This window comes from Novosphingobium terrae, from assembly GCF_017163935.1.
Taxonomy (GTDB): Bacteria; Pseudomonadota; Alphaproteobacteria; order Sphingomonadales; family Sphingomonadaceae; genus Novosphingobium; species Novosphingobium terrae.
The window spans coordinates 2,366,325-2,390,534 of record NZ_JABVZR010000002.1 but is presented as its reverse complement, the minus strand read 5'-3'; the positions used below and the strand labels follow the sequence as shown (position 1 = coordinate 2,390,534).

26 protein-coding genes and 1 pseudogene are annotated in these 24,210 nt (G+C 59.0%); 8 read left to right on the top strand and 19 right to left on the bottom strand.

Translation table 11 applies throughout. The annotated features are described in order from the left end of the window. Positions 1-8: 8 nt before the first annotated feature. Both HGK27_RS28365 and HGK27_RS28360 read right to left on the bottom strand, forming a co-directional pair. Positions 9-614, bottom strand: coding sequence for a VOC family protein (locus HGK27_RS28365; protein ID WP_241127560.1), 606 nt, complete (start codon positions 612-614; stop codon positions 9-11). A 126-nt stretch (positions 615-740) separates the two neighbouring features. Continuing rightward, on the bottom strand, positions 741-968 hold the full coding sequence (locus HGK27_RS28360) for a hypothetical protein (protein WP_206244143.1): 228 nt from the start codon (positions 966-968) through the stop codon (positions 741-743). A 334-nt stretch (positions 969-1,302) separates the two neighbouring features. Here HGK27_RS28360 and HGK27_RS28355 point away from each other — a divergent pair, with 334 nt between their 5' ends. The 4 genes from HGK27_RS28355 to HGK27_RS28340 all read left to right on the top strand — a co-directional run bounded on the left by HGK27_RS28355 (position 1,303) and on the right by HGK27_RS28340 (position 4,399). Next, on the top strand, positions 1,303-2,055 hold the full coding sequence (locus HGK27_RS28355) for an SDR family oxidoreductase (protein ID WP_206244142.1): 753 nt from the start codon (positions 1,303-1,305) through the stop codon (positions 2,053-2,055). A 155-nt stretch (positions 2,056-2,210) separates the two neighbouring features. After that, entirely contained in the window at positions 2,211-2,591 is a 381-nt protein-coding gene (locus HGK27_RS28350; RefSeq protein ID WP_206244141.1) for a hypothetical protein, read from the top strand. Positions 2,592-2,780: 189 nt separating this feature from the next. Continuing rightward, positions 2,781-3,914 carry an aminotransferase class I/II-fold pyridoxal phosphate-dependent enzyme gene (locus HGK27_RS28345; RefSeq protein WP_206244140.1) on the top strand — a complete coding sequence of 378 codons (1,134 nt, stop codon included), beginning with the start codon at positions 2,781-2,783 and terminating at the stop codon, positions 3,912-3,914. A gap of 53 nt (positions 3,915-3,967) precedes the next feature. Then, positions 3,968-4,399 carry a GFA family protein gene (locus tag HGK27_RS28340; RefSeq protein WP_206244139.1) on the top strand — a complete coding sequence of 144 codons (432 nt, stop codon included), beginning with the start codon at positions 3,968-3,970 and terminating at the stop codon, positions 4,397-4,399. Here HGK27_RS28340 and HGK27_RS31225 read toward each other — a convergent pair. The 15 genes and pseudogenes from HGK27_RS31225 to HGK27_RS28270 all read right to left on the bottom strand — a co-directional run. Next, positions 4,392-4,546 (bottom strand): annotated as a pseudogene (locus HGK27_RS31225) (IS5/IS1182 family transposase); the annotation flags it as partial. The gene HGK27_RS28340 and the pseudogene HGK27_RS31225 sit on opposite strands and share 8 nt — an antisense overlap. A gap of 141 nt (positions 4,547-4,687) precedes the next feature. Then, positions 4,688-5,926 (bottom strand): NAD(P)/FAD-dependent oxidoreductase, encoded by a 1,239-nt coding sequence (locus HGK27_RS28335; protein ID WP_206245602.1) that lies wholly within the window; start codon positions 5,924-5,926, stop codon positions 4,688-4,690. 34 nt (positions 5,927-5,960) lie between these two features. Beyond that, entirely contained in the window at positions 5,961-7,427 is a 1,467-nt protein-coding gene (locus tag HGK27_RS28330) for an alginate export family protein (protein ID WP_206244138.1), read from the bottom strand. 139 nt (positions 7,428-7,566) lie between these two features. Next, the gene (gene maiA / locus HGK27_RS28325) at positions 7,567-8,205 is read right to left on the bottom strand and encodes a maleylacetoacetate isomerase (protein ID WP_206244137.1); all 639 of its coding nucleotides are present in this window, start codon (positions 8,203-8,205) and stop codon (positions 7,567-7,569) included. Next, positions 8,205-9,527: an MFS transporter gene (locus HGK27_RS28320; protein ID WP_206244136.1), complete on the bottom strand. Its 1,323-nt coding sequence runs from the start codon at positions 9,525-9,527 to the stop codon at positions 8,205-8,207. Before HGK27_RS28320 ends, maiA begins: the two co-directional genes overlap by 1 nt. Positions 9,528-9,587: 60 nt before the next feature. After that, complete coding sequence (locus HGK27_RS28315) at positions 9,588-10,283, bottom strand: fumarylacetoacetate hydrolase family protein (RefSeq protein WP_206244135.1); 696 nt, start codon at positions 10,281-10,283, stop codon at positions 9,588-9,590. Beyond that, the gene (gene gtdA / locus HGK27_RS28310) at positions 10,280-11,332 is read right to left on the bottom strand and encodes a gentisate 1,2-dioxygenase (protein WP_206244134.1); all 1,053 of its coding nucleotides are present in this window, start codon (positions 11,330-11,332) and stop codon (positions 10,280-10,282) included. Before gtdA ends, HGK27_RS28315 begins: the two co-directional genes overlap by 4 nt. Before the next feature lie 208 nt (positions 11,333-11,540). Next, the gene (locus HGK27_RS28305) at positions 11,541-12,323 is read right to left on the bottom strand and encodes an IclR family transcriptional regulator (RefSeq protein ID WP_206244133.1); all 783 of its coding nucleotides are present in this window, start codon (positions 12,321-12,323) and stop codon (positions 11,541-11,543) included. Positions 12,324-12,413: 90 nt separating this feature from the next. Next, positions 12,414-12,731 (bottom strand): 2Fe-2S iron-sulfur cluster-binding protein, encoded by a 318-nt coding sequence (locus HGK27_RS28300; protein WP_206244132.1) that lies wholly within the window; start codon positions 12,729-12,731, stop codon positions 12,414-12,416. Between the two features lie 77 nt (positions 12,732-12,808). Then, on the bottom strand, positions 12,809-13,282 hold the full coding sequence (locus tag HGK27_RS28295; RefSeq protein ID WP_206244131.1) for an aromatic-ring-hydroxylating dioxygenase subunit beta: 474 nt from the start codon (positions 13,280-13,282) through the stop codon (positions 12,809-12,811). Further along, the gene (locus tag HGK27_RS28290; RefSeq protein WP_206244130.1) at positions 13,282-14,541 is read right to left on the bottom strand and encodes an aromatic ring-hydroxylating dioxygenase subunit alpha; all 1,260 of its coding nucleotides are present in this window, start codon (positions 14,539-14,541) and stop codon (positions 13,282-13,284) included. Before HGK27_RS28290 ends, HGK27_RS28295 begins: the two co-directional genes overlap by 1 nt. 770 nt (positions 14,542-15,311) lie before the next feature. Then, positions 15,312-15,764: a cupin domain-containing protein gene (locus tag HGK27_RS28285; protein WP_206244129.1), complete on the bottom strand. Its 453-nt coding sequence runs from the start codon at positions 15,762-15,764 to the stop codon at positions 15,312-15,314. Between the two features lie 225 nt (positions 15,765-15,989). Next, complete coding sequence (locus tag HGK27_RS28280; protein WP_206244128.1) at positions 15,990-16,778, bottom strand: hypothetical protein; 789 nt, start codon at positions 16,776-16,778, stop codon at positions 15,990-15,992. A 246-nt stretch (positions 16,779-17,024) separates the two neighbouring features. Beyond that, positions 17,025-17,900: a hypothetical protein gene (locus HGK27_RS28275; protein ID WP_206244127.1), complete on the bottom strand. Its 876-nt coding sequence runs from the start codon at positions 17,898-17,900 to the stop codon at positions 17,025-17,027. Positions 17,901-17,989: 89 nt separating this feature from the next. Continuing rightward, positions 17,990-19,063: a hypothetical protein gene (locus HGK27_RS28270; protein WP_206244126.1), complete on the bottom strand. Its 1,074-nt coding sequence runs from the start codon at positions 19,061-19,063 to the stop codon at positions 17,990-17,992. A gap of 90 nt (positions 19,064-19,153) precedes the next feature. Between HGK27_RS28270 and HGK27_RS28265 the strand changes: the two genes are divergently transcribed. From HGK27_RS28265 to thiD, 4 genes are all read left to right on the top strand, one after another. Beyond that, entirely contained in the window at positions 19,154-19,624 is a 471-nt protein-coding gene (locus tag HGK27_RS28265; RefSeq protein ID WP_206245601.1) for a MarR family winged helix-turn-helix transcriptional regulator, read from the top strand. Positions 19,625-20,457: 833 nt separating this feature from the next. Then, entirely contained in the window at positions 20,458-20,955 is a 498-nt protein-coding gene (locus HGK27_RS28255; RefSeq protein WP_206244125.1) for a hypothetical protein, read from the top strand. Between the two features lie 73 nt (positions 20,956-21,028). Beyond that, entirely contained in the window at positions 21,029-21,439 is a 411-nt protein-coding gene (locus HGK27_RS28250) for a tautomerase family protein (protein WP_206244124.1), read from the top strand. Between the two features lie 252 nt (positions 21,440-21,691). Continuing rightward, a complete protein-coding gene (gene thiD, locus HGK27_RS28245) occupies positions 21,692-22,489 on the top strand; it encodes a bifunctional hydroxymethylpyrimidine kinase/phosphomethylpyrimidine kinase (protein WP_206244123.1) in 798 nt (265 codons plus the stop codon). A 312-nt stretch (positions 22,490-22,801) separates the two neighbouring features. Here thiD and pdhA read toward each other — a convergent pair whose 3' ends face one another. Both pdhA and HGK27_RS28235 read right to left on the bottom strand, forming a co-directional pair. Then, entirely contained in the window at positions 22,802-23,794 is a 993-nt protein-coding gene (pdhA, locus tag HGK27_RS28240) for a pyruvate dehydrogenase (acetyl-transferring) E1 component subunit alpha (RefSeq protein ID WP_206244122.1), read from the bottom strand. A 25-nt stretch (positions 23,795-23,819) separates the two neighbouring features. Then, positions 23,820-24,149, bottom strand: a complete 330-nt coding sequence (locus tag HGK27_RS28235; protein ID WP_206244121.1) for a DMT family transporter — start codon at positions 24,147-24,149, stop codon at positions 23,820-23,822. Positions 24,150-24,210 lie beyond the last annotated feature (61 nt).

The window sequence follows — 24,210 nt, the reverse complement described above, 5'->3', positions numbered from 1 at the left end:
AGGCTCCTTCAGCGCAGCTTGATCGCTTCGAGCCCCACGGGACCGCTGGGCGGACGGCGCTTCAATGTGGCCTCATCTTCGCCGGCCAGCAGGCGGCGACGCAGATCTTCGGGATCGAAATCGACGCCGATCGGATTGACATCAAAGGCATCGGAGAAGAAGAATTCGCCCGCTTCCTCAACCGTATCATAGTTATCGACCTGGAATTCGACCTGATTTCCATCGGGATCGGCATAATAGAGCGATGTGGTCGGCCCGTGGTTGACCGCCCATGCCGGTTCCACGCCAAGCTCACGCAGGCGGGCATAATTGTCCAACAACTGGCGCAACGTGTCCAGAGTGAAGGCGACATGATGCAGGCCGCAGATCCCCTCGGGCTGTTCGCCCAGTCCCGGTACATTGATAAAGGCCACGCGATGATGCTCTTCATCATAGGAGAGGAAGCCGATATGGCCATTGTCAAAGGCGATTTCGGCATGAAGCACCAGCCTGTACCACTCCAGCATCGCCTCATAGCGCGATGTGCGCAGCACGACATGCGCCAGCCGGCTGGGCGAGGTGATGCCCGATGCCGAAACATCGCTCTGCTGCGCGGCGAGAGCCTGTGCTGCCATGCTTGATCCTTCCCTCTTGATCATCTGTTGATTGGCAATCAGTCTAGCCCCTCGCCCCGGCCCATCAGGAGATCGCATTTCACGCGAAGCGATACCGAAGATGGATAGGGTGCATCGCGTGATGCATCAGCTGGTGGCACGTGCTGCCGGTTTGGCGATCAGCAGCAGGGTTTTCAAATCATCTGACGCCCGGGACTGAGCGAATATAACCGCCGAGGGGGCTCCCCACGTGCCCATCGGCAGATTGCGCTTGAAGTCTGCGTTGCCCAAGCCAGTACCAGCGGGGGGACTGACCGTGGCGCGTTGGATCTTGTGTTGCTCTTTGGTGGCGATGGCCGGATCGATGCAACCCATGGCGGATTGCCTTTACGGAGCATAGGTTGCAGCATTCTGGGCCGCCATGCGCGCAGTGCTTGGCTCCCCCTTTCGCTTTGTAGACGATATGCCACAAGGCATCGCCGCAGGGGATGAGGCATCATCTGTCCCTCCAGCCTCACCAATCAGCGTCAATTTGCACGATGGCTCGTGCCCTACGGATGTAGCCATCCATCATCTGCGCGGCATTCTGCTAGCCTTGAAGAATTGAAGCGCACCATGCGAGGCCGCTTCTCAATTTGAAGGCAAGGAACGAGAGGTATGCACCCGTAGCGTCCTTTATCCTTGCGCCTCCACAAGATGGAGGTGAGAGATGAAACTCATTGACGGCAAGGTTGCGATCATCACAGGCGCAAGTTCAGGGATCGGACAAGCAGCCGCAATTCTGTTCGCGGCGCAGGGGGCATCGCTCGTCCTCGTTGCGCGCCGACAGGATCGACTGGAGCAACTGGCCCATCAAATGGAGAAGGACGGCGGCAAAGTCGCCATCGTCGCCGGAGACGTGACCAATGAGGCGACGCATCAGGCGGCTGTAGAGACCGCGCTCTCTCATTTCGGAAGGCTGGACATCGCCTTCAACAACGCAGGGCAGGTCGGCGCGATGAAGCCCTTGGCGGAGATGGCGCCAAGGCAATGGATGGATGTTCTGGACGCCAATCTCACAGCCGCATTCCTCGGCGCGCGGGCTCAAATCCCGGTCATGCTGCAGCGGGGAGCGGGGGCACTAGTGTTCACCAGCAGTTTTGTGGGCAACAGTGTCGGCTTGCCGGGGATGAGCGCCTATGCCGCCAGCAAGGCCGGGCTGATGGGGCTGGTCCGAGGCATAACGGCGGACTATGCAGGGGCCGGCATCCGCGCCAACGCCCTGCTGCCCGGCGGCACCGCAACCGAAATGGCGGGTGACGCAGACCAGCGGGCATGGGCAGCCGGTCTGCATGCCATGAAGCGGATCGCCGAACCTGAGGAAATCGCCAAGGCAGCGCTGTTCCTCGCCAGCGATATGGCAAGCTTCGTGACAGGTTCGGCCTTATGGGCCGACGGCGGAAATGCAGCCGTGAAGCTCTAGGCCGTGCAATACCATCCGCTCCGCCGCCATGGTGCATGGAGCGGATGGCTTGCCCGGATGCAAGCCGTAAGTCCCGAATTTACACCCATAAGTGAAGATACAGGCGCTCGTTTTCCCCTAACATCGCCGCAAGCGAGATGTCAGGAGAAGCCAGCGTGTATGAGTGGAACACCCGCAACGGCATGGCCACATATAAGCGCAAGGGCGAAGGAGAGACGCTGATCATCAACCGCGACGTGTCGGGCTTTGACGAGGCCTATCTCGGAGATTTGCGGAACCAGCCTGTCTGGCCCCATCTGTTGACCATGGCGGAATCATTGGGAGACGAAATGGCTGCGATCAATGCCTTCCCCCCTCGCTATGAAAGTTATGATGCGCTCGGTGCTATCACAACACTGATCATCGGCGCGATGAGCGAGGACCATGGCTTTACGGCGCAGCATTCCGCCGGTTTGCGCAAGCCATGCCGCAAGCCCATGTGGAGACCATGCAAGGCCAGGGCCATCTTGCCCATGTCGATGATCCCGCCGCCTTGAAAGCGAACATCACCAGAGCCTTGAAGCGGAGCCAGTCAGCCAACGGCTTGCCGTCAACCGGATGCGCGGGGATAACTTCAACTTCCGTAACCCGGTGCCCTGTCTCACCCGCAGTCTCAACCGTTCAAAGGTGATACGCTACAAACTTCTCAAAGCCTCCCGAACCGATCCATAAGCGGAGCAGAACCCATGACGCTGTTGCCCGATTTTCGCCTTGAGACCTATTTCTCGCGCTGGGAGTTCAAGGCGCGCTACCATCTGACCGCCTCGGATGCGCAAAGCTTCACGGTCCGGGAATTGCTGGCGCTTGGCGGCAAGGATGCCGCGGCGGCGCTTGACGATCAGTGGCTGGGTTACACTCAAACCTTCGGGGACCCTGCCCTGTTGGCCTCGATCGCATCAACCTATGACACGATGAAGGACAGCGACATCCTGTGCTTTGCAGGCGCGGAAGAAGGGATCTATGTCGCCTCTCACGCACTGCTGGGGCCTGACGATCATGCCATCGTCGTGACCCCGAACTATCAGGCCAGCGAGACCATCCCGCTTTCCATCTGCGATGTGAGCGGCGTTCCGCTCAATCCTGACGACGGCTGGTCGCTCGATATCGATCGCGTCGCTGCCGCCATTCGCCCGAACACACGGCTGATCTCGATCAACTTTCCGCACAACCCCACCGGCAAGATCCTTGAGCGCCCTCTCCTCGATGCCCTGATCGCGCTGTGCCGCCAGCATGGAATCTGGCTGTTCAGCGATGAGGTGTACCGCTTGCTGGGGCCTGATCCGCAACGCCACCTGCCGCAGGTCGCGGATGTGTATGAGCGGGGCCTGTCGCTCAATGTGATGTCCAAGGCCTATGGCCTGCCGGGGCTACGGATCGGCTGGATCGCCTGTCAGGACCGCGATCTGCTTATCCGTATGGAGCGGATGAAGCACTTCCTCTCGATCTGCAATTCCGCGCCCAGCGAAAGATTGGCGCTGATCGCGCTGGAGCATCGCACGGCTATTCTGGCCCGCAACAACCAGCTGGTGCGCGACAATCTGGTGCTGCTCGACAGCTTCTTCGCGGATTATCCCGAACTCTTCGCCTGGAGCCGCCCGGATGGCGGTTGCGTCGGCTATCCGCGCTACATTGGCCCCGGCGATGTCGAGCGCTTCACGACGTCGCTCGTCGAGGAAGCCGGTGTTCTGCTGCTCCCCTCCAGCATTTACACATCCGCCCTCGGGCCGACACCGGATGACCGCTTTCGCATCGGTTTCGGGCGGGCGGGTCTGGCGGAAGGGTTGGCAGCCTTTCGCAATCACCTTGGACGCAATGCCTGAACCGATGGCGCGATTGACACCATGAGAAGCAACAGACCGGAGCGTAAAACCCTATGAAAGATCATAAAAATCCCTGGCCCGGGGGCTGCCACTGCGGCGCGGTGCGCTTTGAGGCCACGCTGTCGGATGGCATGCAAACCATCCGCCGTTGCACCTGCTCCTATTGCCGGATGCGCGGTGCGGCGGCAGTGTCGGCCGCGCTAGGGGGTATACGCTTCCTGCGTGGTGAAGAGGTGCTGACCAGCTATCGTTTCAACACCGGCGTAGCGCAGCATTTCTTCTGCTCCCGCTGCGGCATCTACACGCATCATCAACGCCGGTCGAACCCGAATGAATATGGCGTCAACGTCGCCTGTCTTGATGGCGTAAGCCCTTTCGATTTCGCCGAGATTCCGGTGCACGATGGCGTTCATCACCCGAAAGACACAGGCAGGCCCTCCAACAGGGCCGGTGTGCTTCACTTTATTCCCGATGACGGGAGGTGATGAGAAAACTCAGAGGACAACCGCGGGCATCGGTGACGGCGTGTAGCCTTGCGTTCATAGCGCCCTTGGTCCGTCCGATCAGACGCCCGAAATCCCTTTTTCTACTCCAAGGCTGAAAGTCGTGCGGTGGGCTCTGAGACAGGTGGCTACTTCCACCATTGCCCACCTACGGCAGGCCGGACCGCTTGCGGATCAAGACCACAGCCAGACATCAAAGGTGTAGAACAAGCGCCCTGAGGGAACCTTGACATATGCTCCCTCATCACGTCCGCGCCAGATGCGGGTGTCCTATTGATCGGCGCCATTCAGCGCTTTGAATGGCACCGATGCATCAGCCAGAGCAGCAGACATCAAAGCGCCAGCCTCGACCAGCCCCCTGCCCTGAACATAGTCCTTCGTATTGTTGACACAATCCAGCGCGACGACCCTGCCGCCACGGCCATAGATAACCGAGAAGCTGCCGCTATCCGGATCACCGCGCAGCAGCATCGCGTCAAAGCCCGCCGCCAGCCCAATCGTCTGCAGCCGGGTGTCATATTGATGCGACCAGAACCAAGGCCTGGCGTCGTAGAATGTCTCGATACCGCAGATGTTGCGCGCCGCCACGACCGCCTGATCATTGGCGTTCTGGACCGATTCCAGACGGATCGGCTCATCATGTCCCGCGTGAAGATTGCTGTGGGCCGCGCAGTCGCCAATGGCATAGACATGATCAAGGCTGGTTTTCATTCCGGCATCGACCCAAAGGCCACCAGCCGAGGCTGTCGCGCCTGCCGTGACAAGGGGTTCGACCGCCGGAACGATCCCGACACCGGCGATGACCAGATCGGCGGGTAACATCTCGCCATCCGCCAATCTCACGGCCTCAATCTGACCCTGCCTTCCTACCAGACCATTGACCGAGGCATTCAAACGGATATCGACGCCATGTGCTCGATGCAGCCGCTCAAAAAAACGCGACAATGGTTCACCCGCGACGCGCGCCAGCACCCGGTCGGCCGTCTCGATCAAGGTAACCGCCTTGCCAAGCTTGCGCATCACGGCCGCTGCCTCAAGACCGATATAGCCGCCGCCGACAATGACGATCCGCTCTGCCGCTGGAAGCCTCCTCTCCAATGCATCTGCATCGGCGCGGGTACGCATGTAATGCAAACCGCCCAGATGATGTCCATCACATTGCAATTGGCGAGGTGTTCCCCCGGCGGCCCAGACCAGATCGCCGAAGCCGATTGTCACACCATCGCGCAGTCCAACGGTACGATTGCCGGGATTAACCGCGATCACCGCTTGTCCGAGCCTGAGCTCGATCGCCTTCTGATCCCAAAAGGATTTTTGACGGATGAGAAGGCGCTCAAACGCCTTCTCACCGGCCAGATACTCCTTGGACAAGGGCGGCCGCTCATAAGGCAGCTCCAGCTCGGCGCCGACAAGACCAATCGTCCCGGCAAAACCGTTCTTCCGCAGTGCGATGGCTGCCTGAGCTCCACCATGACCTGCTCCAACGATAAGAACGTCATACTGGGCCATCATCATCTATACATCCTATTAGTAGGCACAAAGGTTAGAAGCGAAAATTGCTCTGCAAGCCGGTAAAATGGGCGCTCTTGCCACCGCCGCCGATGAAGCTGTCGCTTGCGAGGAAGCGGTTGTAGGTCACGCGAAAGGCCAGATTGCGCGTGGCCTGCCATCCCACCTCCAGATTGTAGGCCTTGCCGACATAGCGATCCTGCCCCTCAGGCATGATCAAAGGTGCGGCGGTGGGTGCCGAATATGTGCTGTCGGCAGCGTTCTGCCGCCAGAAGAACTCAGGACCCACCGCGATGTTCAGGCGACGCGACGGCTTGATCGACAGCATCGGGAAGACATCGATCATGTTCGAGAAATTGAACCAGGTGGCATCGCTGTTGTTGTAGATCGGCGCCTTGGGAAAAGGCGCGAGGAAGGTGCCGATCGTGCCGCCAGCCGCATTGCTGCCGCCCGAAAAAAGATTGCCGCGCACGCCGACCCGGGGGGTCAACGGAAGAGATGGCAGGTTGTAGCCGCCCTCATACATCACCGCCCAGGCACGGATGGTCTGCGTACCGAAGGCGCCAAACTGGAAGGTGCCCTCCACGTCATAGTCCCAGTGGTGAGACCGCCCGTAAAGACGCGCGCCGATGCTCTTGCGCAGCTCGACGGCAGCGGTCGAGCCATGCAGGCGGGCGTTTTCCCGGCGCTGGTCAAAATAATAGACATCAAAGCCCACCCCCGGCACCGCCGCCCCAACAGGCGTCGAGACATAGACACCGTTGAAATGCGCCCCGGGCACAGCGCCATCGTCAAAGACCCTGTTCGACGATATCTGGACCGGGCGCGTCATAAAGGCGTCGACACGGACCTTGCCCTTGAGATCGAAAACGGCACGCCCACCCTGGAAGAGAAAGCGCACATTCGTCCCCTCGCGCAGACCTACCAGGCGCAAGCTGCCCAGCGGCATTTCAAAACGCCCGCCGCGCAGCGTCAGGCTGGCATTCTGCCCGATCGGTACTTTGGCATCCACAAAGGCCTGCTCTATATCCAGCTTGTCCTGATTGGGCGGCGTCGCGATCTCCTGCCCATACTCGCGATTGTCGCCCAGTTCGACAAAGGCGCGCAGATTGGGGCCGATGTGCAGATCGGCCAGCAGGCGCAGGCGTTGCTGAAGCGTCGAATTCGCATCATTGCCGGGGCGTGCGCCCAGCGTCAGATGGTCGGTTTCTGTGCGATAAAGCCGGGCTTCGCCACCAAGCGAAAGATAGATGTCATCGGCCAAGGGCAGATAGCGCAACTTTTCGAGCGGCTTACGATCCTTGGGCGCAACATCGCGGAGCTTGCTCCAGTCCTCGGTCCAGCGAATGAGCTGAGGCATGTCGGGTGTTGCAGCCCGCCCACCGGGTACAAGTTCAGGCGGGGGCGGCACAGGCTTGGCCGCTTCTGGAGCAGGCGATGTCGGCGCCAGAATCTGGGCCGTGGCGGGCGTGATGCCGGTGGTCATGGTGGCCGTCATCATCAAGAGCCCTCGGCCGAAAATGGACGCACAAAAGGTTTCACGCTTGCGCATGTTGAAAAATCCTCCCCAATTTGTCAGATGCGGGATGCCGTCGGCCCTTTGTCCGGCTCTGTGACGGCGCCCCTTATGGTTCTTCCGGCTATTCGGCGTCCGCCTGCCGTTCAGGCGATGCGGCGGCAAAGGCCTCCAGCGTGAGGCAATGCTGCTCGATCGCCATCAGCCTTGGCCAAGTCAAATCTACGCCGAAGCGCCGGGCGTTCACGAGTTGGGGAACCAGGCAGATGTCCGCCAGCCCGGGGGTGTCCCCAAAACAGAAGGGTGTGTTGCGCTCGGCAATCAGCGCCGCACAGGCGGCCAGACCTTCGCTGATCGTGGTGTGAGCCCATGCGTTCACATCATCGTCCGCTATGCCAAGAGCACGCAGACGCGCCAGAATTTTGAGGTTCTGGATCGGGTGAATGTCGCAAGCGATCACCTGCGCAAAGGCGCGTACCCTTGCCCGCTCAAAGGGATCGCCAGGCAACAGGGGCGGTTCGGGATGGACCTCCTCCAGATAGTCGCAGATCGCCAACGACTGGGTCAACACGCCCTCGGGAGTTTCCAGTGTCGGCAACAGGCCCTGCGGGTTCAGCGCGAGATAGTCGGGTGCGTTCTGCTCGTTACGGCGCAGGTGGCGAAAGGCCCCGGCATAGCCAATCCCCTTGAGATTGAGCGCGATACGCACCCGATAGGATGCTGTGGAACGAAAATAGCCATGAAGCAGCACGTTAAACCTCATCAAATCTTGCGAAGGAGAAAAACGGCACCAGCAGCGATCAGAGCGGGAATCACGGCGGTGAGGATCAGCTGCTGGCTCGTCCAGCCCAGTGCGAGCAGCGCTCCGCCCGCAACCGGTCCGACGATCGAGCCGATCCGTCCGACGCCCAGCGCCCAACCCACGCCCGTTGCGCGCACTGCGGTGGGATAGGTCGAGGCGGCCACCGCATTGAGCCCGATTTGCCCGCCCACCACGCCGAAGCCGGCCAACGCGGCGCCCGCCAGCAGCAGGACAACATTGGTGCCCGCATAGGCCACCAGCACGATGAAGAGCGCAGATGCGACATAGGCCAGCCCGAGGATCAGCGCCGGCTCCCGCTTGTCGATCAGTCGCCCGAGCACGATAGCGCCGACCACCCCGCCCAGATTGAGCACAGCGGTGGAGATGATGGCGATCGAGAGCGGCAGGCCCGACCCGCGCAGCAAGGAGGGTAGCCAGTTCACCAGAAAATACATCACCAGCAAATTCATGAAGAAGGCCAGCCAGAGCAGCACTGTGGTCCGCCCGCGCCCGTCATGAAACAGTTCGATGACGGGGAAACGCTGCCGCGTCGCATCGGAGGCTTCGCCGCGCATTTGCGCGATAAAGCTCGATGGCGTGAGCGAAGGATCGATGCGTTTCAGGATAGGCGTCAGCCGCGCTTCCGCATTCTTCCCCATCGCCAGAAAACGCGCCGATTCCGGCATGGCAAACCAGAGCACCGGAAGCAGGACCACCGGCAAAATGCCGCCCAGCACAAACACCGCTTCCCAACCGAAACGCGCGATCAACGGCGCACTGATCATGCCGCCGATCGTGGAGCCCAGGGGAAAGCCGCAGAACATCACCGTCACCAGCGTGGCCTTCAGGCGCGAGGGGGCATATTCATTGGTGATCGCGATCAGATTGGGCATCGCCCCGCCAAGACCGATGCCGGTCAGCAGGCGATAGGCCAGCAGTTGCTCCATATTGGCAGCCCTTGCCGTGAGCAGGGCAAAGAGCCCGAACACCGCCGTGCAGAAGAGAATGACAGCCTTGCGCCCGACCCGATCTGCAATGGGGCTCAGCAGGAAGGCGCCGATGGTCAGGCCGAGCAGGCCGGCCCCGAAGATCGGCCCGAAGGCCGCCTTGTCCAGACCCCAAACCTCCGCGATGCTGGGCGCGACATAAGCAATCGCCTGCGTATCGAACCCGTCCAGACCGGCGATCAGGGCGCAAAGCGCGGCGATCCCCAGTTGGAAGGGGCCAAAGCGCGCGCCATCAATGGCGGAGGCGCGCTGCGCCTCCGCTATAACTGCTGCCATCAGATTCTCTCCTCATGCGGCGATCTTGCGTCGCCTGTGAACTATGGCCAGATTGCAGGCTCAATCCCGGACGGGCGCGCCGACCGTGACCTCGGTGGGCTCCAGACCGTCGATGGTCACGACGATCACATCGCCCTCCACCACGGCCCCGACGCCTGCGGGAGTGCCGGTGTAGATCAGATCGCCCGGCTCAAGGCGGTAGAACAGGCTGATGTAGGCGATCACATCGGCCACCGGCCAAATAAGATCCGCCAGATCGGCATCCTGCTTCACGTGTCCATTGACGGTGAGGCGGATCGCGCCCTTTGCAGGATGTCCGATCTCGCTGGCCGGGTGGATCGGCCCGATGGGTGAGGATTGCTCGACATTCTTGCCGGTATCCCAGGGCCGGCCCTGCTCACGAGCGACCAGTTGCAGATCGCGGCGCGTCATGTCGAGGCCGGTGGCATAGCCGTAGACGTGATCGAGCGCCTGCACGACCGGAATGTCTCGCCCGGCCTTGCCGATCGCGACGACCAGTTCGGCTTCATAATGGAAATTGCCGGTTTGAGACGGATAGGCGATGGTCGAGCCGCTGGGCACCAGGGTTTCAGCCCATTTCGTGAAGAAGAAAGGCGGATCTCGCTCCGGGTCCTTGCCCATCTCGCGAGCATGAGCCGCATAGTTGCGGCCAATACAGAAGATACGGCGGACCGGATAATCATCGCCGCCCGTCGTTTGGGCCAGCGTTGGAGGACATGCTTCGAACAGCATCATGCCAGATCTTCCCGATAGAGATTGAGTTTGATTTGAGAGGTCTTGTCCGAAAATCCGAACAGGACGAGTTGGCTTTCCGCCACGAATTCCAGCGCCTTCCATGATGGAATGACGAAGATGTCGCGGGGCGAAAGCGCAAGCCTTTCCCCATCCACGATCGCCTCGCCGCTTCCTTCCACCACCACGAAGGTCGTACCATCGGTCGAACGGCGCGGGCGGGTGCGATAGCCTTGCGGGATCAGGCGTACATGGGCCGAGATGGTCGGCATGATCGCGCCGCCGTCGGCCGGATTGAGGAATTCGAGCGCATGGCCAAGATGCGGATCGATCTGGGCCTTGGCGGCCATGGCGTCGAGCGCCGGGCGCCAATCGGCATAGGGATAGTGAAACAAGGGCTGATGGGACGGGCGGCGGTCAGCCACACCGCCGCGCATCGGGCGCATGTTGTGACCATAACGGGCCAGCGTGTCGCCGGGCTCGACCGTTTCAGGGTGCATCGCCTCGGGCAGCTTTTCGGCGAAGCTGGCGTCAAAATGGCGGACGGTGGGAATATCCAGGCCATCGAGCCAGATCATCGGTGTGTCTGTGGGATTGCCATGGTCGTGCCACTGGCCGCCCGGGGTCAGCACCAGGTCGAAAGGATGCATGATCGCCTTCTCCCCATCGACTGCCGTATAGGCCCCCTCCCCTTCGATCACGAAGCGCAGGGCGCATTGGCTGTGGCGGTGACAGGGCGCGACTTCGCCGGGCAGGATCATTTGGAGACCCGCGTAGAGGCTGGGCGTGATCGACGATTGACCCTTAAGTCCCGGATTCTCCAGGATCAGCACACGGCGCTCGGCCTCCTCCGCGCTGATGAGATCGCCCGCCCGCATCAGATGGTTGCGCGCCGACTGATAGTTCCAGCGATGTACACGAGCCGGACTTTCGGGCTCGCTCAACACCAGCGCACTCAGGATTTCCCAGAGCGGCGTCAGACTTTCGGGCGCCATCTCCTCATAGAGCGCCGCGAGTTGGTCATGCTGCGCATTGGGCAGGGATTTGGTCATTTCGCCTCCGCATTGGCTCTCGGTTCCGGGGCGAGGCGCGACATGCGCCGCAGCCGCCCATGACCGGCCGGAGGAGATCTGCGCGGGACTTTGCCACCTTGTGTCAGGCATGTCCCAGGCGACCGATCTCCTGCCGGCTGCTGAAGGCAACCTGCAGGAGTTGTTTCACATTGTCAAATCATTTGCACCATATTGAAGGTGCGTAACGTCAGTCCACCGGTGGCTTGCCGCCGAATTGGGCACTGATCGACAGGCAGACCTCGCGCAACTGCGCCGCGATGGCCCGATCATGCTCCGGATCGAAAGCATCGCTGGACAGCATGGTGGCGGTGAGGATCGGGCGCGATTGCAGGTCGAAGATCGGAAAGGCGATGGCGCGCAAGCCGGGGATCACGGTGCCATCGACACTCGATTCGCCCGCCGCCCGCACTCGCCGGCGTAAGCCTTCGACATCGACGGGTCTCAGTCCATAGCCCGGCGCGGTTTCCTTGGCGACCAGTTCGCGCGTCTCGCGCGCGGGCAGAAAGGCCAGGAAAATATGGCCCGTCGCCGATCGCAACAGCGGCAGCATCGAGCCGACACTCAGCGAGGTGACGACCGGCGGCGAGCCGACATGCCAGCGCACCACGGTAGGGCCAAACGGCCCCAACGCGGTGATCTGCACCGTTCTCCCGGTCTTTTCGACGAATTCGGCGATGGCCAGATCGGCAGTCTGGAAGACATCGGTGCGCGCCAGCGCCCCGAGGCCAAGGCGCAATGCGGCAGGCCCCAAATCATAGTTGCCCGCAGCATCCTGCCGCGCCATGCCCGCCACGATCAGGCTGGCAAGGTAGCGGTGAGTTTGCGAAGGAGACAGGCCGCAACGCTGCACGATCGCGGACAGGGCCGAAGGCTTGCCAAGACCGGCCAGCGCATCGAGCACATTGAGCCCAATCTCGACCGACTGGATACCCGCCCGCCGCTTGGGTGTCTGTTCTTCGTCCATGGCCATGTCAGCTCCAGCAGATGTGATGCCGGACGCTTTGCTTGGGATTGCTGCCAATTGCAATTGACGCGGGTCAAGAGCGCAGTGGTTTGCCCATCATTGTTCCGGCGCGATGGTCACCCGCAACCCGGCCATTTCGGGCGAGAAGGGAATCTGACACGACAGGCGCGAGCCTTCCTTGCGGCTCTCCACCGCCCCCAGAAGATCGTCTTCATCCTCGCCGATCTCGGGAAGGGCCGCAACGGCATCACCCTCCACATAGACGTGGCAGGTCGCGCAGGAGAGGCAGCCTCCGCACATCGCCAGCAACTCGTCGAAGCCGGCGTCGCGGATGATTTCCATCAGGGTCAGGCCAGCCTCGCCCTCCACAACGGCCTCGGCACCCTCGCGGTTCACCACGATGAATTGGGACATAGGATATCCTTTGTAAAACGGCGCTGCACCGGGGACAGGCAGCCATCCCCGGCGACCAGGCGCGCATCGCTCTCCCTTCAGATCGGGAAGATCAGCGAGTTGGGAATAAGATCATTGTCGAAAACGCAAAAGCGCTGGGCGAACTTCAAGCCCTGCGGCGTGGCCACGATCCGGTCGTGATAAACACCGGTGTTGAAGATTTCCGGTGGCAGATCACGCTTCGTGCGCAGCACCAGATAGTTGGTCCGGGCCTCGATCGTGTCGTCCTCATGCGAGACGATATGTGTCTGGCTGAGGATGTGTCGCTGGTAATAGGGGGCATGGAATATGGTGCTTTCCACCCCGTAAAGGCGATCACGCATCATCCCGTGCCCCTGCAGCGAAAGCGTGCTGAGCGGCAGATCGCGTTCGAAATTCTCACGCGGAACAACACGATACCAGGCGTCGGAGGTGAAAAAGTCGGGCCATGCAGCAAGCTCGCCATCATCAAGGCAATGAGCATAGGCTGCCATCAGTTCGGCGATATCTTCGCGCAGGGATATCCTGGTCATCACAGCTCCATCACCTCACGCCAATAGCGGTACATACCGCGAATAAGAGTCTCGGTGACATTGTGCTCGGTCGGGCCGACATCGCGGCCGCCCAGCTCACACAGGGTCGAGAATTCGGGCGCCTGCCGGAAGCCCTCCTGGCTGAATTCGATGACTTCGCCATCGTCGGCCGAGACGAAGCCTGCCGGACCGAACAGATTGGCCTGGGTGAGACGCCGCTGGGTCATCTCCTCGCTGTCCTCGGCAAAACCGAAATGGGTCCAGACGAAATCGAACGCGTCGGGCCCAACCGGGATGATCTGGCGGGTCGAGAGCGAGTTGACCTGCTGCTGGAAGATCACATTGGGAAAGACAGTGGTCATGCAAACCGTGTGCTGCCCCCACCAGTCCTCCTGCACGATGTCGAGCAGGCGCATGTCATGCAGTGTCATGTTCTGGCGGAAGCTGGTCACGCCCTCGGCAACGTTTTCGGTGACCTTCTGCGCACGACGCGACAGCATGGCAGCGTGGCGCCCCTTCTCGTCGATCCGCAGCTGCGACTCATTGTCGGCCCGCCACAAGCCGAAGGTGACGAACCAGGTGTGGAGCAAGCCGGGATGGTAAGGGTCCTTGATGTTCTCCATCATCAGCTTCCAATTGCCCGGAATGCGCTGGCGCGAATAGCCGTGAAGCGTCAACTGGCGGCCATCGAAGGTGCGATCGAAACAGGCCAGGATTTCAGGGCCGAGATAGGTTTCCAGATCCTCGACCTCATGGTCAAAACAGGCAAAGACCACCCCGTTGCGCACCTCGACCTTGAGCCGGTTGAGCGGGTGATCCTCCAGCGAAAAGTCCTCCGGCATACCACCATTGCCCTTCACGCCGCGCTGGAAGGGAACCCCCAGCAGCTTGCCGTCATGATTGTAGTTCCACTGGTGATAGGGGCAGACCAGCGTTTTCACCTTGCCGCTGCGCTCCTGACAGAAACGCATGGCGCGGTGGGCGCAGCGGTTTTCCAGCACATTGATCTCACCCTTGCGGTTGCGGATCATGATAACCGAGCGCTCGCCGATCGCGGTGCGCTTGAAGCAGCCGGCTTCAGGCACCTCGATCTCCAGCCCGACATAGCTCCAGTGTTTGCCGTAGAAGATACGCTCCAGCTCGAGATCGTAAATCTCGCGACTGGTGTAGACCGGAGACGGGATCCTGCTCGACCCATCATCGCGCCAAGGCGACGCGATGTCCTTTGCGTTGGCGGGGGGCGCCTGATGCGGACTCATGGCTGTCCTCTCTTTTTAGAATCTCTGCGACATTCCTTATCCTCACTCGCCACTATTCCACAATAGGCAATTCATTTTATATTGGGGAACGCAATCAAAATGCCGCCTGGAGCCGGTGCAGGCGTGTGGCCCTGCCCACGGTACGCGGAGAAGGCAACCGATCGACCACGACATTGATCATGGAAGTTTCCCCTGATCGCACGGCAAAGCCATCTCACCTCGTGTGCGGCAGCGTCTCGGCACTGCCGCGCGCACAGGTTCAGACCATCCGGCGCCAGCAACAAACATGATTCTCCGGGGCAAGGCATCCAGGAGAGGCGGTGGCAAGCGCGAGAGGCTCTACATGTCCAGCGTGATTAACAGCACCACAGGCGGATAGCGGGCAGTTGCCACTGCCATCTCGCGGATTTGTACTGGCCAGCAATATGTCGCCGATGAAGATCGATTTGGGACAAATAAAGAAGCACAAGGGGTTGCATCTCGTCCGCCAACGCCGCCCGCCCTCTTTCGGCCAAACATGTGCACGAGGCATTTTGATTGGGGAATCGCAACAATTCGCGCAAAAGCAATCGAATCCATCAAGGCCGCAGCAAGCGGCGATGAAGCGCTTGAATATACGGCAGCGATGTCGACGCTCTCTAAAAACGGACTTTGCTGGCGTTTAATCTTTCAATTGGATGTGTGATTTCGAGGCAAGAGCTTACCGAAAAAAAACAAAACCTTTATCCGCCGCCATAAGCACGTCTCAGTATATGCTCAGGCAGTGAGTTTTAAATGGGATAAGGCGTTCCATCCTTGTGCAGATAACATCCCTGATCATTCCAAAGCATGTCGATATCAGGATAGATACCCCCTTTATCGGGGCCGGCACTAACCGCCAGATAGGAGCAATCCTCCGTACCCTCATTGATGATGTGATGGCCATTGGCAACGTCGGCCGGAAAGGTAGCAATATCGCCAGGCCCAAGCGTGGTGCGGCCCCCATCTTCAATCAGCACCGCAAGACCTGTCAGCATAACGATAAGTTCATCCTCGCCGCTATGCCAATGTCGCTGCGCGGACCAAGCGCCAGGCTTCAGCACAACATGGCTTGCGCCAAGCGACTGGAGTCCACCCGCCAGCGCCAGACGCTTGCTCCACCGACCTTGTACAGGCACGTCGAACGGCGCCGGATAATTCGTGTAGTTCGTAGCAGAAATGGCTGCGAGATCAAGTTTTGGCATAGGCTGACACCATGAATAGCTATCATTATTGCAAAATTCGATGCAATCGATCTTTACCTGCGTTTCGCAAATATCTCTACCCACGTTGATCCAAGGCCTTCCCGCCGTGAAGACCGATCCAATGGCGCGTGGCCCGTCATGTCTTCGAAACCGATAGCATCTTCATGAAATACAATCTGCAATGCACATATCGAAAATGTCACACCCAGCGCGATCAACATATGTTCACTCGATTGGCCGCAGCAACCCGTTGGGCTTGGCGGCATCGGTTGTCATACGGCCAGTCGCACGGTCTATCGCAATGGCGAAAAGTCGCGCTGGCCCCTTGCAGGCAGGGCCGCTTTGCACATCGAATTCGACAAGATAAAAGGCTGTGTCATCGCCCACGACATCAACGCTGAGGCAATCAGGCTTTACGGTGGTGAGCTGATGCCTGCTCAGCAATCCAATGGCCAAATCCATTGCCTGCTTCTGCGTGGCAACCAGCCACCCTCCTTTGGGCGGAGACGCTCTTTCCGCCATGCGTTGATAGGTTTGCACAACCTTGTCTTCCTCATCGCTCTGCGCCTTCAACCGAGTCACATCGACAGCATTGGCTTGCAAAAACGCTTCGACATCTGCTTGTGACTGGATCGTTTTGTCCTTGTACCAGCAATCGGACGGCTTGGCCTTCGCAGAGAAAAAGGTTCCCGTTTCCGCCGCGACGGACCATGCTCCCGCAAACCGCTTCAGCCCGAAGAGATAGCCATCAATGGCATCGTCCGTACGATCGATAGCACCATCCGTTACTCGAGCCGCACAAAGATAGGCAACATCGCCATCCCTGTAGAGGTCTCGAACGACCCACTTGATCTCTTCGGATGCCTGGCTAGTGCCAAGGACGGCAAATTGACGGGCTGCGTCCAGTATCCGGGCGCGATCAGGATCGGTTTTGGTCAAATCCCGCGCATATGCCGGTGTTGTCACACCCGCAAATAAGCCGAGCAGGATAAGCACGCCATACAAGAACCGCATTTCAGCTACCTTTGCGTGGGTTTGCCGGGGCAGTGAACCCAACCTTCGCTTGAACGGAAATTTTGCCATCAATACGAAACGTCGACAAGAGCAAGGCAGCATCCCCGATCTGGACCAAATCTCGCACACCTCATCTGGCCTCGGCAGATCACTGGTTTCTACCGATAGCGGTAAATTGGTGGCCCATATCCATGATGATCAGCCTGAGGCCCAACGCATCAAGCTTTGGTAACGCGAGTCGCCCTATCACACCAGGCGATCCACCGCTGGCCCTTGCCCAAGACCCCAGGAGGCCAACGCATGGTTCGATGAAGAATCCACCAGAAATGCTTGGCCGATTGCCCCGGCAGAGGCATAGGGATCGTCATCGCCGCGTTGCCCATAGAGAACTCGACCATCCTTCATATAACTGATAATATTACCATTTTGTAAGGCATCAAGTTGCCGCTTGGCATCGATCATCCCCGCCAGAGAATAGGTGCTCACCGAAGCAAGATCAATCGGCGCGCCCTGACCGTCTGTATCCGTTTCATCGGGAGACCAGGCAACCTGTCGCTCCGCGTTCACCACACCCTGCAGCAAAGCAAGGAAGCGAACCGAACCATCGATCGCACGGGTTGGCGGCAGCGGGGCGGCAGTCGAATTTTCAGAATTGGCCTTGGCAGCCAGAGCCTGCACCTTACCCAAATCAGTGTTGTAGCTGTTCATGGCATCGACAAGCCCGCTGTTGGCATTGAGCTGGTCCTCAAGCCATTGCCGGTCCTTCTCGCTCAGCGCATCCGAGACGACCTTGACCGAGCCCTGATCAGACACAAAATCGAATTTGACATGAGCCAGATCTGGCCGCTTTGCCATGATCACCTGAAAGGCCGCTGCCGTATATTCAGCCAGCGACTGGGTGTCCTGACCGACCGCCGCGGCCGCTTGCATCTGCTGGTCGTAAATGGTCTTCGTGAAATCACCGGGCTGCACGACAGTCAGTTGAAGCGGAGGCGGCCCTGTATCGTCCGAACCGGTTAAATCCGCCTGCGGGTCCGGCTTTGTGGCCTGCAGGGGAAAGTTTGACAGCCTGTCCGACAAGCCGAGGATCGGGGTGGTCGTGACTGAATTGATGTTAGTCATGATCTGATCCTTTCCTGATAAAATGCCAAAACCATCTTTCAAAAAATGAATTAAAGGTTCATAGAAATTACCGTTTTGGCATGATATTTTTAAACAAAATATAGACGAAGACCACACATGCCCAACATGATCGCGAGCGAGATCATCACGGAAGCAACCGCGCTCCACACGACAATTGCGTCACCCACTGTCCGACGCACGCCATGAGCCAGCATCACAACGCGGGCTCCAGCAAAGGGATGTGCGACCGCACAAAACACGCCAAGCCCATAGAGCGGGACAAGCCTGATGTTCCAGGAATCGTGCAGCAATCCGGCAGGCGCACCTGTTGCAAAGCCCCAGTCGCTATCGATGCCCAGATAGGTTCGAGCCAGAACGAAGACAGCGCTGGTGTGGCTGATAAGGAAAAAAGTGAGATAAATCCCGGTCGCAAGCTGAAAGGCACGGAAACGGTCACCGGCCTTGCCCGACAACTTCCATGCCATACAGCAGCCCGTCACGATCAGCACGATGAAACCCACCATCAACAGCGGCTCAACCACAGGCGCCCGATAGATGTGACGCAATGCTTTCATGATGGAGCGATGTACATCCGGACCGATCAGACCCGTCAGATGATTGGTGAGATGAAGCCCGATAAATCCCAAAACAAGAACAAGGGCTGCCACGCCATGGGTGACCCGCATTGCATACGGAGACGACGGTGATGCCTTGCTGACGTAAGGCGTGTTCGCACCGGTGCCGACGAACAGCGCCAAGGCCGCCCAGAACAGGCCAAGAATCCAGATATCGGCACGCGGAATGCCAAGCATGAAAGTTGTGGTGCCGATGAAGCTGAAGAGCGCCGGTGCACCAACGGACAGATAGGCCACACGACGGGCGCGGACCTCGGCAATGGAAGGGTCCTCAATCTGAGACAGGTAAGTCGCGCATTGCCAAGCGAATGTTGGCGCCGCAAAAGCAAGGGTCAGAAGCATGGCAAGACATGGCCCGATGAGCCACCATCTGGCCTCCGAACTCCCATCCGCAGCGGTCAGCATGGCGTGAAATGCGACCAGCGGCGCGGGATAAACCATCGCCGCGACGGGAGCGCCGAGCGTCAGGATCTTTGATCGCAAAGGTTTTTCCGAGGTATGCGAAGGGGCCAAAACGGCAGTTGTCATTATCTTGCAAGCTCCAGCGAGGCAGCGGTGGTGCATCACCACCAGATCGTCTATATCAGAGTACGAACACAATATCAGAGTTCTTACATCATGCGCAAGCCTCAGAGTGATCCTTCCCTTCCAGGCCCCGGAGAGGCCAAACGCGGTGAGAGCGGCTATCTGGGTTATCTGCTCCGTCAGGCCGCAGGTGCCTATCGCCATCGTATGGATCGAGCCCTGACGGACCTCGAGGTCACACCTCCGCAATTCGCGGTGATGACGATGATCAAAGCCTATCCGGGCATTTCCAATGCGGATCTCGCTCGCCTTACCCTGCTGACGCCTCAGACGGTAAGTGTCATTGTCGCCAACCTCGAACGCGCCCAAACGATACGCCGTGTGCCACACAACGCTCATGGACGTATCCTGCAAATCGAATTGACGCCGGAAGGTTTGTTGTTGTTACAACAATGCCGGGAGCGCGTGCAGAATCTTGAAAAGGAAATTTCAGAAATGCTGTCAGAAGCAGATCAAGCGGCAATCCGGCGATGGCTGGTCCATGTCGCTCGAACCGAAAGTTAGATCCGAAATAAATTCTTCGAAACAACATCCATAGCAAAAAAATGCCATGAACACTGGGGAAAGAAGACCATGGCACGCTAATTTTCGTGAAATCGGGTATTTTCATTCCTGCTGCCAAATAATCATTCAGACCCATGGCTGCATCAAACAAATCTGTTTTGCAGATTGGCAAGGCTCGATACCGGATGAGCGCCCCCGCTAACCGGGGATGGGCCGCCCGCGATTGGAACAGGGCGCAATAATGGGTAAGCTACCATGCCGTGGATCAACAGGTTCTCGCTGAAGCAGTCGCCGCCGCAACCTTTGGCCGGCTAGCAATGCAGTGCCCATGAGTGCAGGCAGTGCCATCAGATCGCCAGTGGCGCCGTAATCGACGACTTCATCGCCTGTCAGAACGATAAACCGCAAGGTAGGCGCCGACTGTGGCAGCGAGCGTGAATTTTATTCGTAAAACAACCGCATGATTGACCAAGATTTGAAGCAGCACATCACATACCCACTGCCCAGATCAGCGCTGGAACAATGCCACATTAGGCTCACGTCGTTCTGCCAGAAAGGCGGCGACCAGATCGCTCTTGCTACGGAAATGGTAATAGGCGGTGCGCTTGGTCAAGCCCGCCGTTTCCGCGATCGCGTCCAGAATGATAACGCAAATTCCCTTTCCCTGAAACAGTCGAATGGCGGCCCTGAGGATGCGTTCGCGCGGCGGGAGAGGCTATGTCGCCACGATCAATGTATACCGTACAGTGAATATCCTAAAGGCTGGCCCCTGCACTATCCTCATAACTATGATAAGACCGGCTGCCTCCCTTCTCGCCCCTCATGGCGAAACCATGTCGATCCGCTGCGCCGATAGCGCTATGCTCCATGGGCATGTCTGCGTGGCGAAGGGCCGTGCCATCCACGGCAACCTTATCATCCATGGCGCAACCAGGGTGCTGGCCCGCTATGACCATCGCTATGCGCACTTCCTGACGACGCATGGTTTCGACATGCTGACCTATGACTATCGTGAAATCCAGTTTTTCCGCCACCAACGATTTGAGCAACATCATCCGGCTGCCGAGCGGCAAGACGCTTGTGATCACGTCACCAAAGTCACTGCGCCGACCTTGGTCATTGCCGTTGCCGACGACGAAATTAGCTCGGTCGCGGCGTTGTGGCTTATATTGAACTATCATCACCCCGCCGCGCGAACACCAGCCTACCTGAGGCTCCAGGATTACGCTCTGTCCGCTATCGGCCGTTTTGCGCTATTTTATGATCGCCACCGCGGGGCTTGTGGAAGGACACGCTACGCTGGCTCCAACACGGACAGAGTCCCTGGCTGACTAACGTCATCGAGAGACAATCGGCAGGTCACAATCAATTATCTCGGGAATTAATCAAACCGGAGTTGCCAATATGCCATTCACAAGAATTTCACTGCTGGCAGGAAAACCTCCTGCTCATCTCGCCGCCATCGCTGACAGTCTGAACCGCGCGATGGTCGAGGGTTTCGAAGTTCCCGAGACCGATCAATTCGTCGCGATCCACCAGCATCAACCAGGCGAGCTTATCTTTGACCGCCACTATGGCGGCGGACCGCGCTCGGATGATTTCGTGCTTTTCCATATCACCACGGGCCGCGTCCGATCGCAGGACGTGCAGCAGGATTTCTATCGGCAACTGGTTGCCAGGCTGGCGATCAACCCCGGCCTGCGGCCCGAGGATGTGATGATCGTCATCGTGAATTCCACCTTCGACAACTTTTCTTTCGCCTCTGGCATCGCAGCTTCAACAATTCCGGCAGGACAGCCTCGGCAAAGCGGATAGACAACCTGTCACAAGCCAAGACACCTGCAGAACACTGAAGGTGGCTTCGACAGGAAGCCAAGATACCATTGGCCCAGCGCGATGGCGCTTTGGACCTGATCCAGATCATGCTGGCGAAGGGACGCGTCTGTATCATCTCGCGTCGTCCGGTCGGGTCATCGCCATGTCGATCGGGCGCCCCTCTCCGCACAGCAGATCAACATCATGCGGCGAACGTCCAAGGCTGGCACACTTCGCCGTTGAGGAGCACTCATGATCGCAAATGTTCTCTCCATTGCCGGAACAGATCCTACCGGAGGCGCCGGTATTCAGGCGGATATCAAGACCTTCTCCGCTATGGGCGCCTATGCGATGTCCGCGATCACAGCCGTGGTCGCTCAAAACACGCAAGGGGTCCGCTCGTTCGTCGCCCTAGAACCTTCGTTCGTCGCTGATCAGATCGATGCGGTGTTCGACGATGTTCGCGTTGATTCCGTCAAGATCGGCATGGTCGCCACGGCGGCCATCGCCGAGACCATCGCGGATCGTCTCCGCCATCATGGCGCGCAGAATATTGTGCTAGACCCCGTGATGGTCTCAAAGAGCGGCGATCATCTGCTGCTTCCCGATGCCGTGACGGCGATTGCGGAAAACCTTGTCCCCATATCCACGGTCATCACCCCCAATCTTCCCGAAGCGGGCGTCTTGCTCGATTTCGAAGGGGAATGGACACGCGAGGAGATGCGCAGAAGGATCGCCGATCTTGGTATGCTGGGGGCGCAGTGGGTGCTTCTCAAGGGTGGCCATCTGCGGGATGGAGACGATAGCACCGATCTGCTGCTTGGAAGCGGCGACGGGATCGAGCTTTCGGCAAGGCGTATCGACACCGTCAACGATCATGGCACCGGCTGTACCCTGTCGGCTGCGATCGCGGCGCTGTTGCCTTCGCTTGGGGTGGAAGACAGCGTCCGCCGTGCGAAGGCCTTCATGCACGCCGCGTTGGCAAACAGCGACAGGCTCGACGCTGGAAAAGGACATGGCCCACTGCATCACTTTTATGAGTATTGGTGACCATCAAATTGAAAGCGCACGGCGGACCTACAGCCATGGCGTCCGGATAGCGGAGCGTTGATCCGCAACCAGTACATCGAGTTCACAGGCGTGAAGCTGGAAGAAGAGTGATTTGAAGCCAGAGATCAAGCCATATTTCAGCTCCATGCACCATCTATCCATTGCCCAATCGAGCTATGATGCTGCACACCCTGCAGCGCATCAAATTGCCTCGGGCATTACTCCCGCCAGATCGATACCTGTTACGCTCTTCCTTTCTTCAATAGGGATCGGTGCGATTTCATGTGATTTCAAGGATATTTCTGCCCCCCTTCAGACATAGACATCCGTGTAGAGTTCGCTCAGATCCGGTTCCGGGCTGATCGTGGCAAACTTTGCCGCCTTGATCGCCACCTCTTTCATGCGCCGGTCGACCTCCTTCAGCTCATCAGCAGGCAGTTTCCAGTCGTTGAGAAGGCGGGCCATGACACGGTCGATGGGATCGTTCCGCGTCTTCATCTGCTGCACTTCTTCGCGTGAGCGATATTTGGCAGGGTCTGACATGGAATGACCGCGATAGCGATAGGTCAACATCTCCAGAATATAAGGCCCCTCGCCCGCCCTTGCCCGGTCAACCGCACGCTGCCCTGCCTCACGCACGGCGCGCACATCCATCGCATCGACCTGCTCGCCGGGAATGTTGAAGGAAGCGCCGCGCTTCGAAAGATCGATGGTGGCCGAGGCCCGCTCGATGCTGGTGCCCATGCCATAACGGTTGTTCTCGATGACATAGACAACCGGCAGGTTCCAGATCTTGGCCATGTTGAAACTTTCATAGACCTGCCCCTGATTGGATGCGCCATCACCGAAATAGGTGAGGCAGACACGATCGTTCTCCTTGTATTTGTTGACAAAGGCCAGGCCGGTGCCGATCGAAACCTGTGCGCCGACGATGCCATGGCCGCCATAGAAGCCCAGCTTAGGGCTGAACATATGCATCGATCCACCCTTGCCTCGCGATATACCCGAAGCGCGGCCCGTCAACTCTGCCATAACGATATCGGGATCGACGCCCAGTGCCAGCATATGGCCGTGGTCGCGATAGCCCGTGATCACCTGATCACCCTCCTCGATCGCCATCTGCATGCCCACGACAACCGCCTCCTGCCCGATATACAGGTGGCAGAAACCGGCGATCAGCCCCTCGCCATACAATTGCCCGGCGCGTTCCTCGAAGCGACGGATCAGAACCATTTGCTCATAAGCCTGTAGATCCTCCTCGCGCGTAAAACTCGAAGGGATGGCTTTGGTTGTTTGCGATTTCATGATTTTGCCTTTATTTGTCGGGCCATTATCGGCTCGTCAGTTTGAGGCCGATCATCCCGGCAAGGGTCACAGCGATCCATGCAAGGCGCGCAGCATCGACCGCCTCGCCGAAGAATAAAATGCCCGCCACCACCGAACCGACCGCACCAATTCCTGTCCAGACGGCATAGGCCGTGCTCAGGGGCAGCATCTGCAACGCACGCCCCAGAGCGTAGATAAACAGCCCTAACAAGATGAGGGAAAGGACGCTCCACCCTACCTTGCTGTAACCGTCAGCTTGTTTCACGCTGACCGCCCAGGCAACATCCAATAGGCCTGACAAGACCAGCAAGCCCCATGCGCCCATCAGACCCATGGTTGAAGCCCACCACACCGGGTATGGCCATCACGATGTCCATTATGCTGCGCTCTGTTCA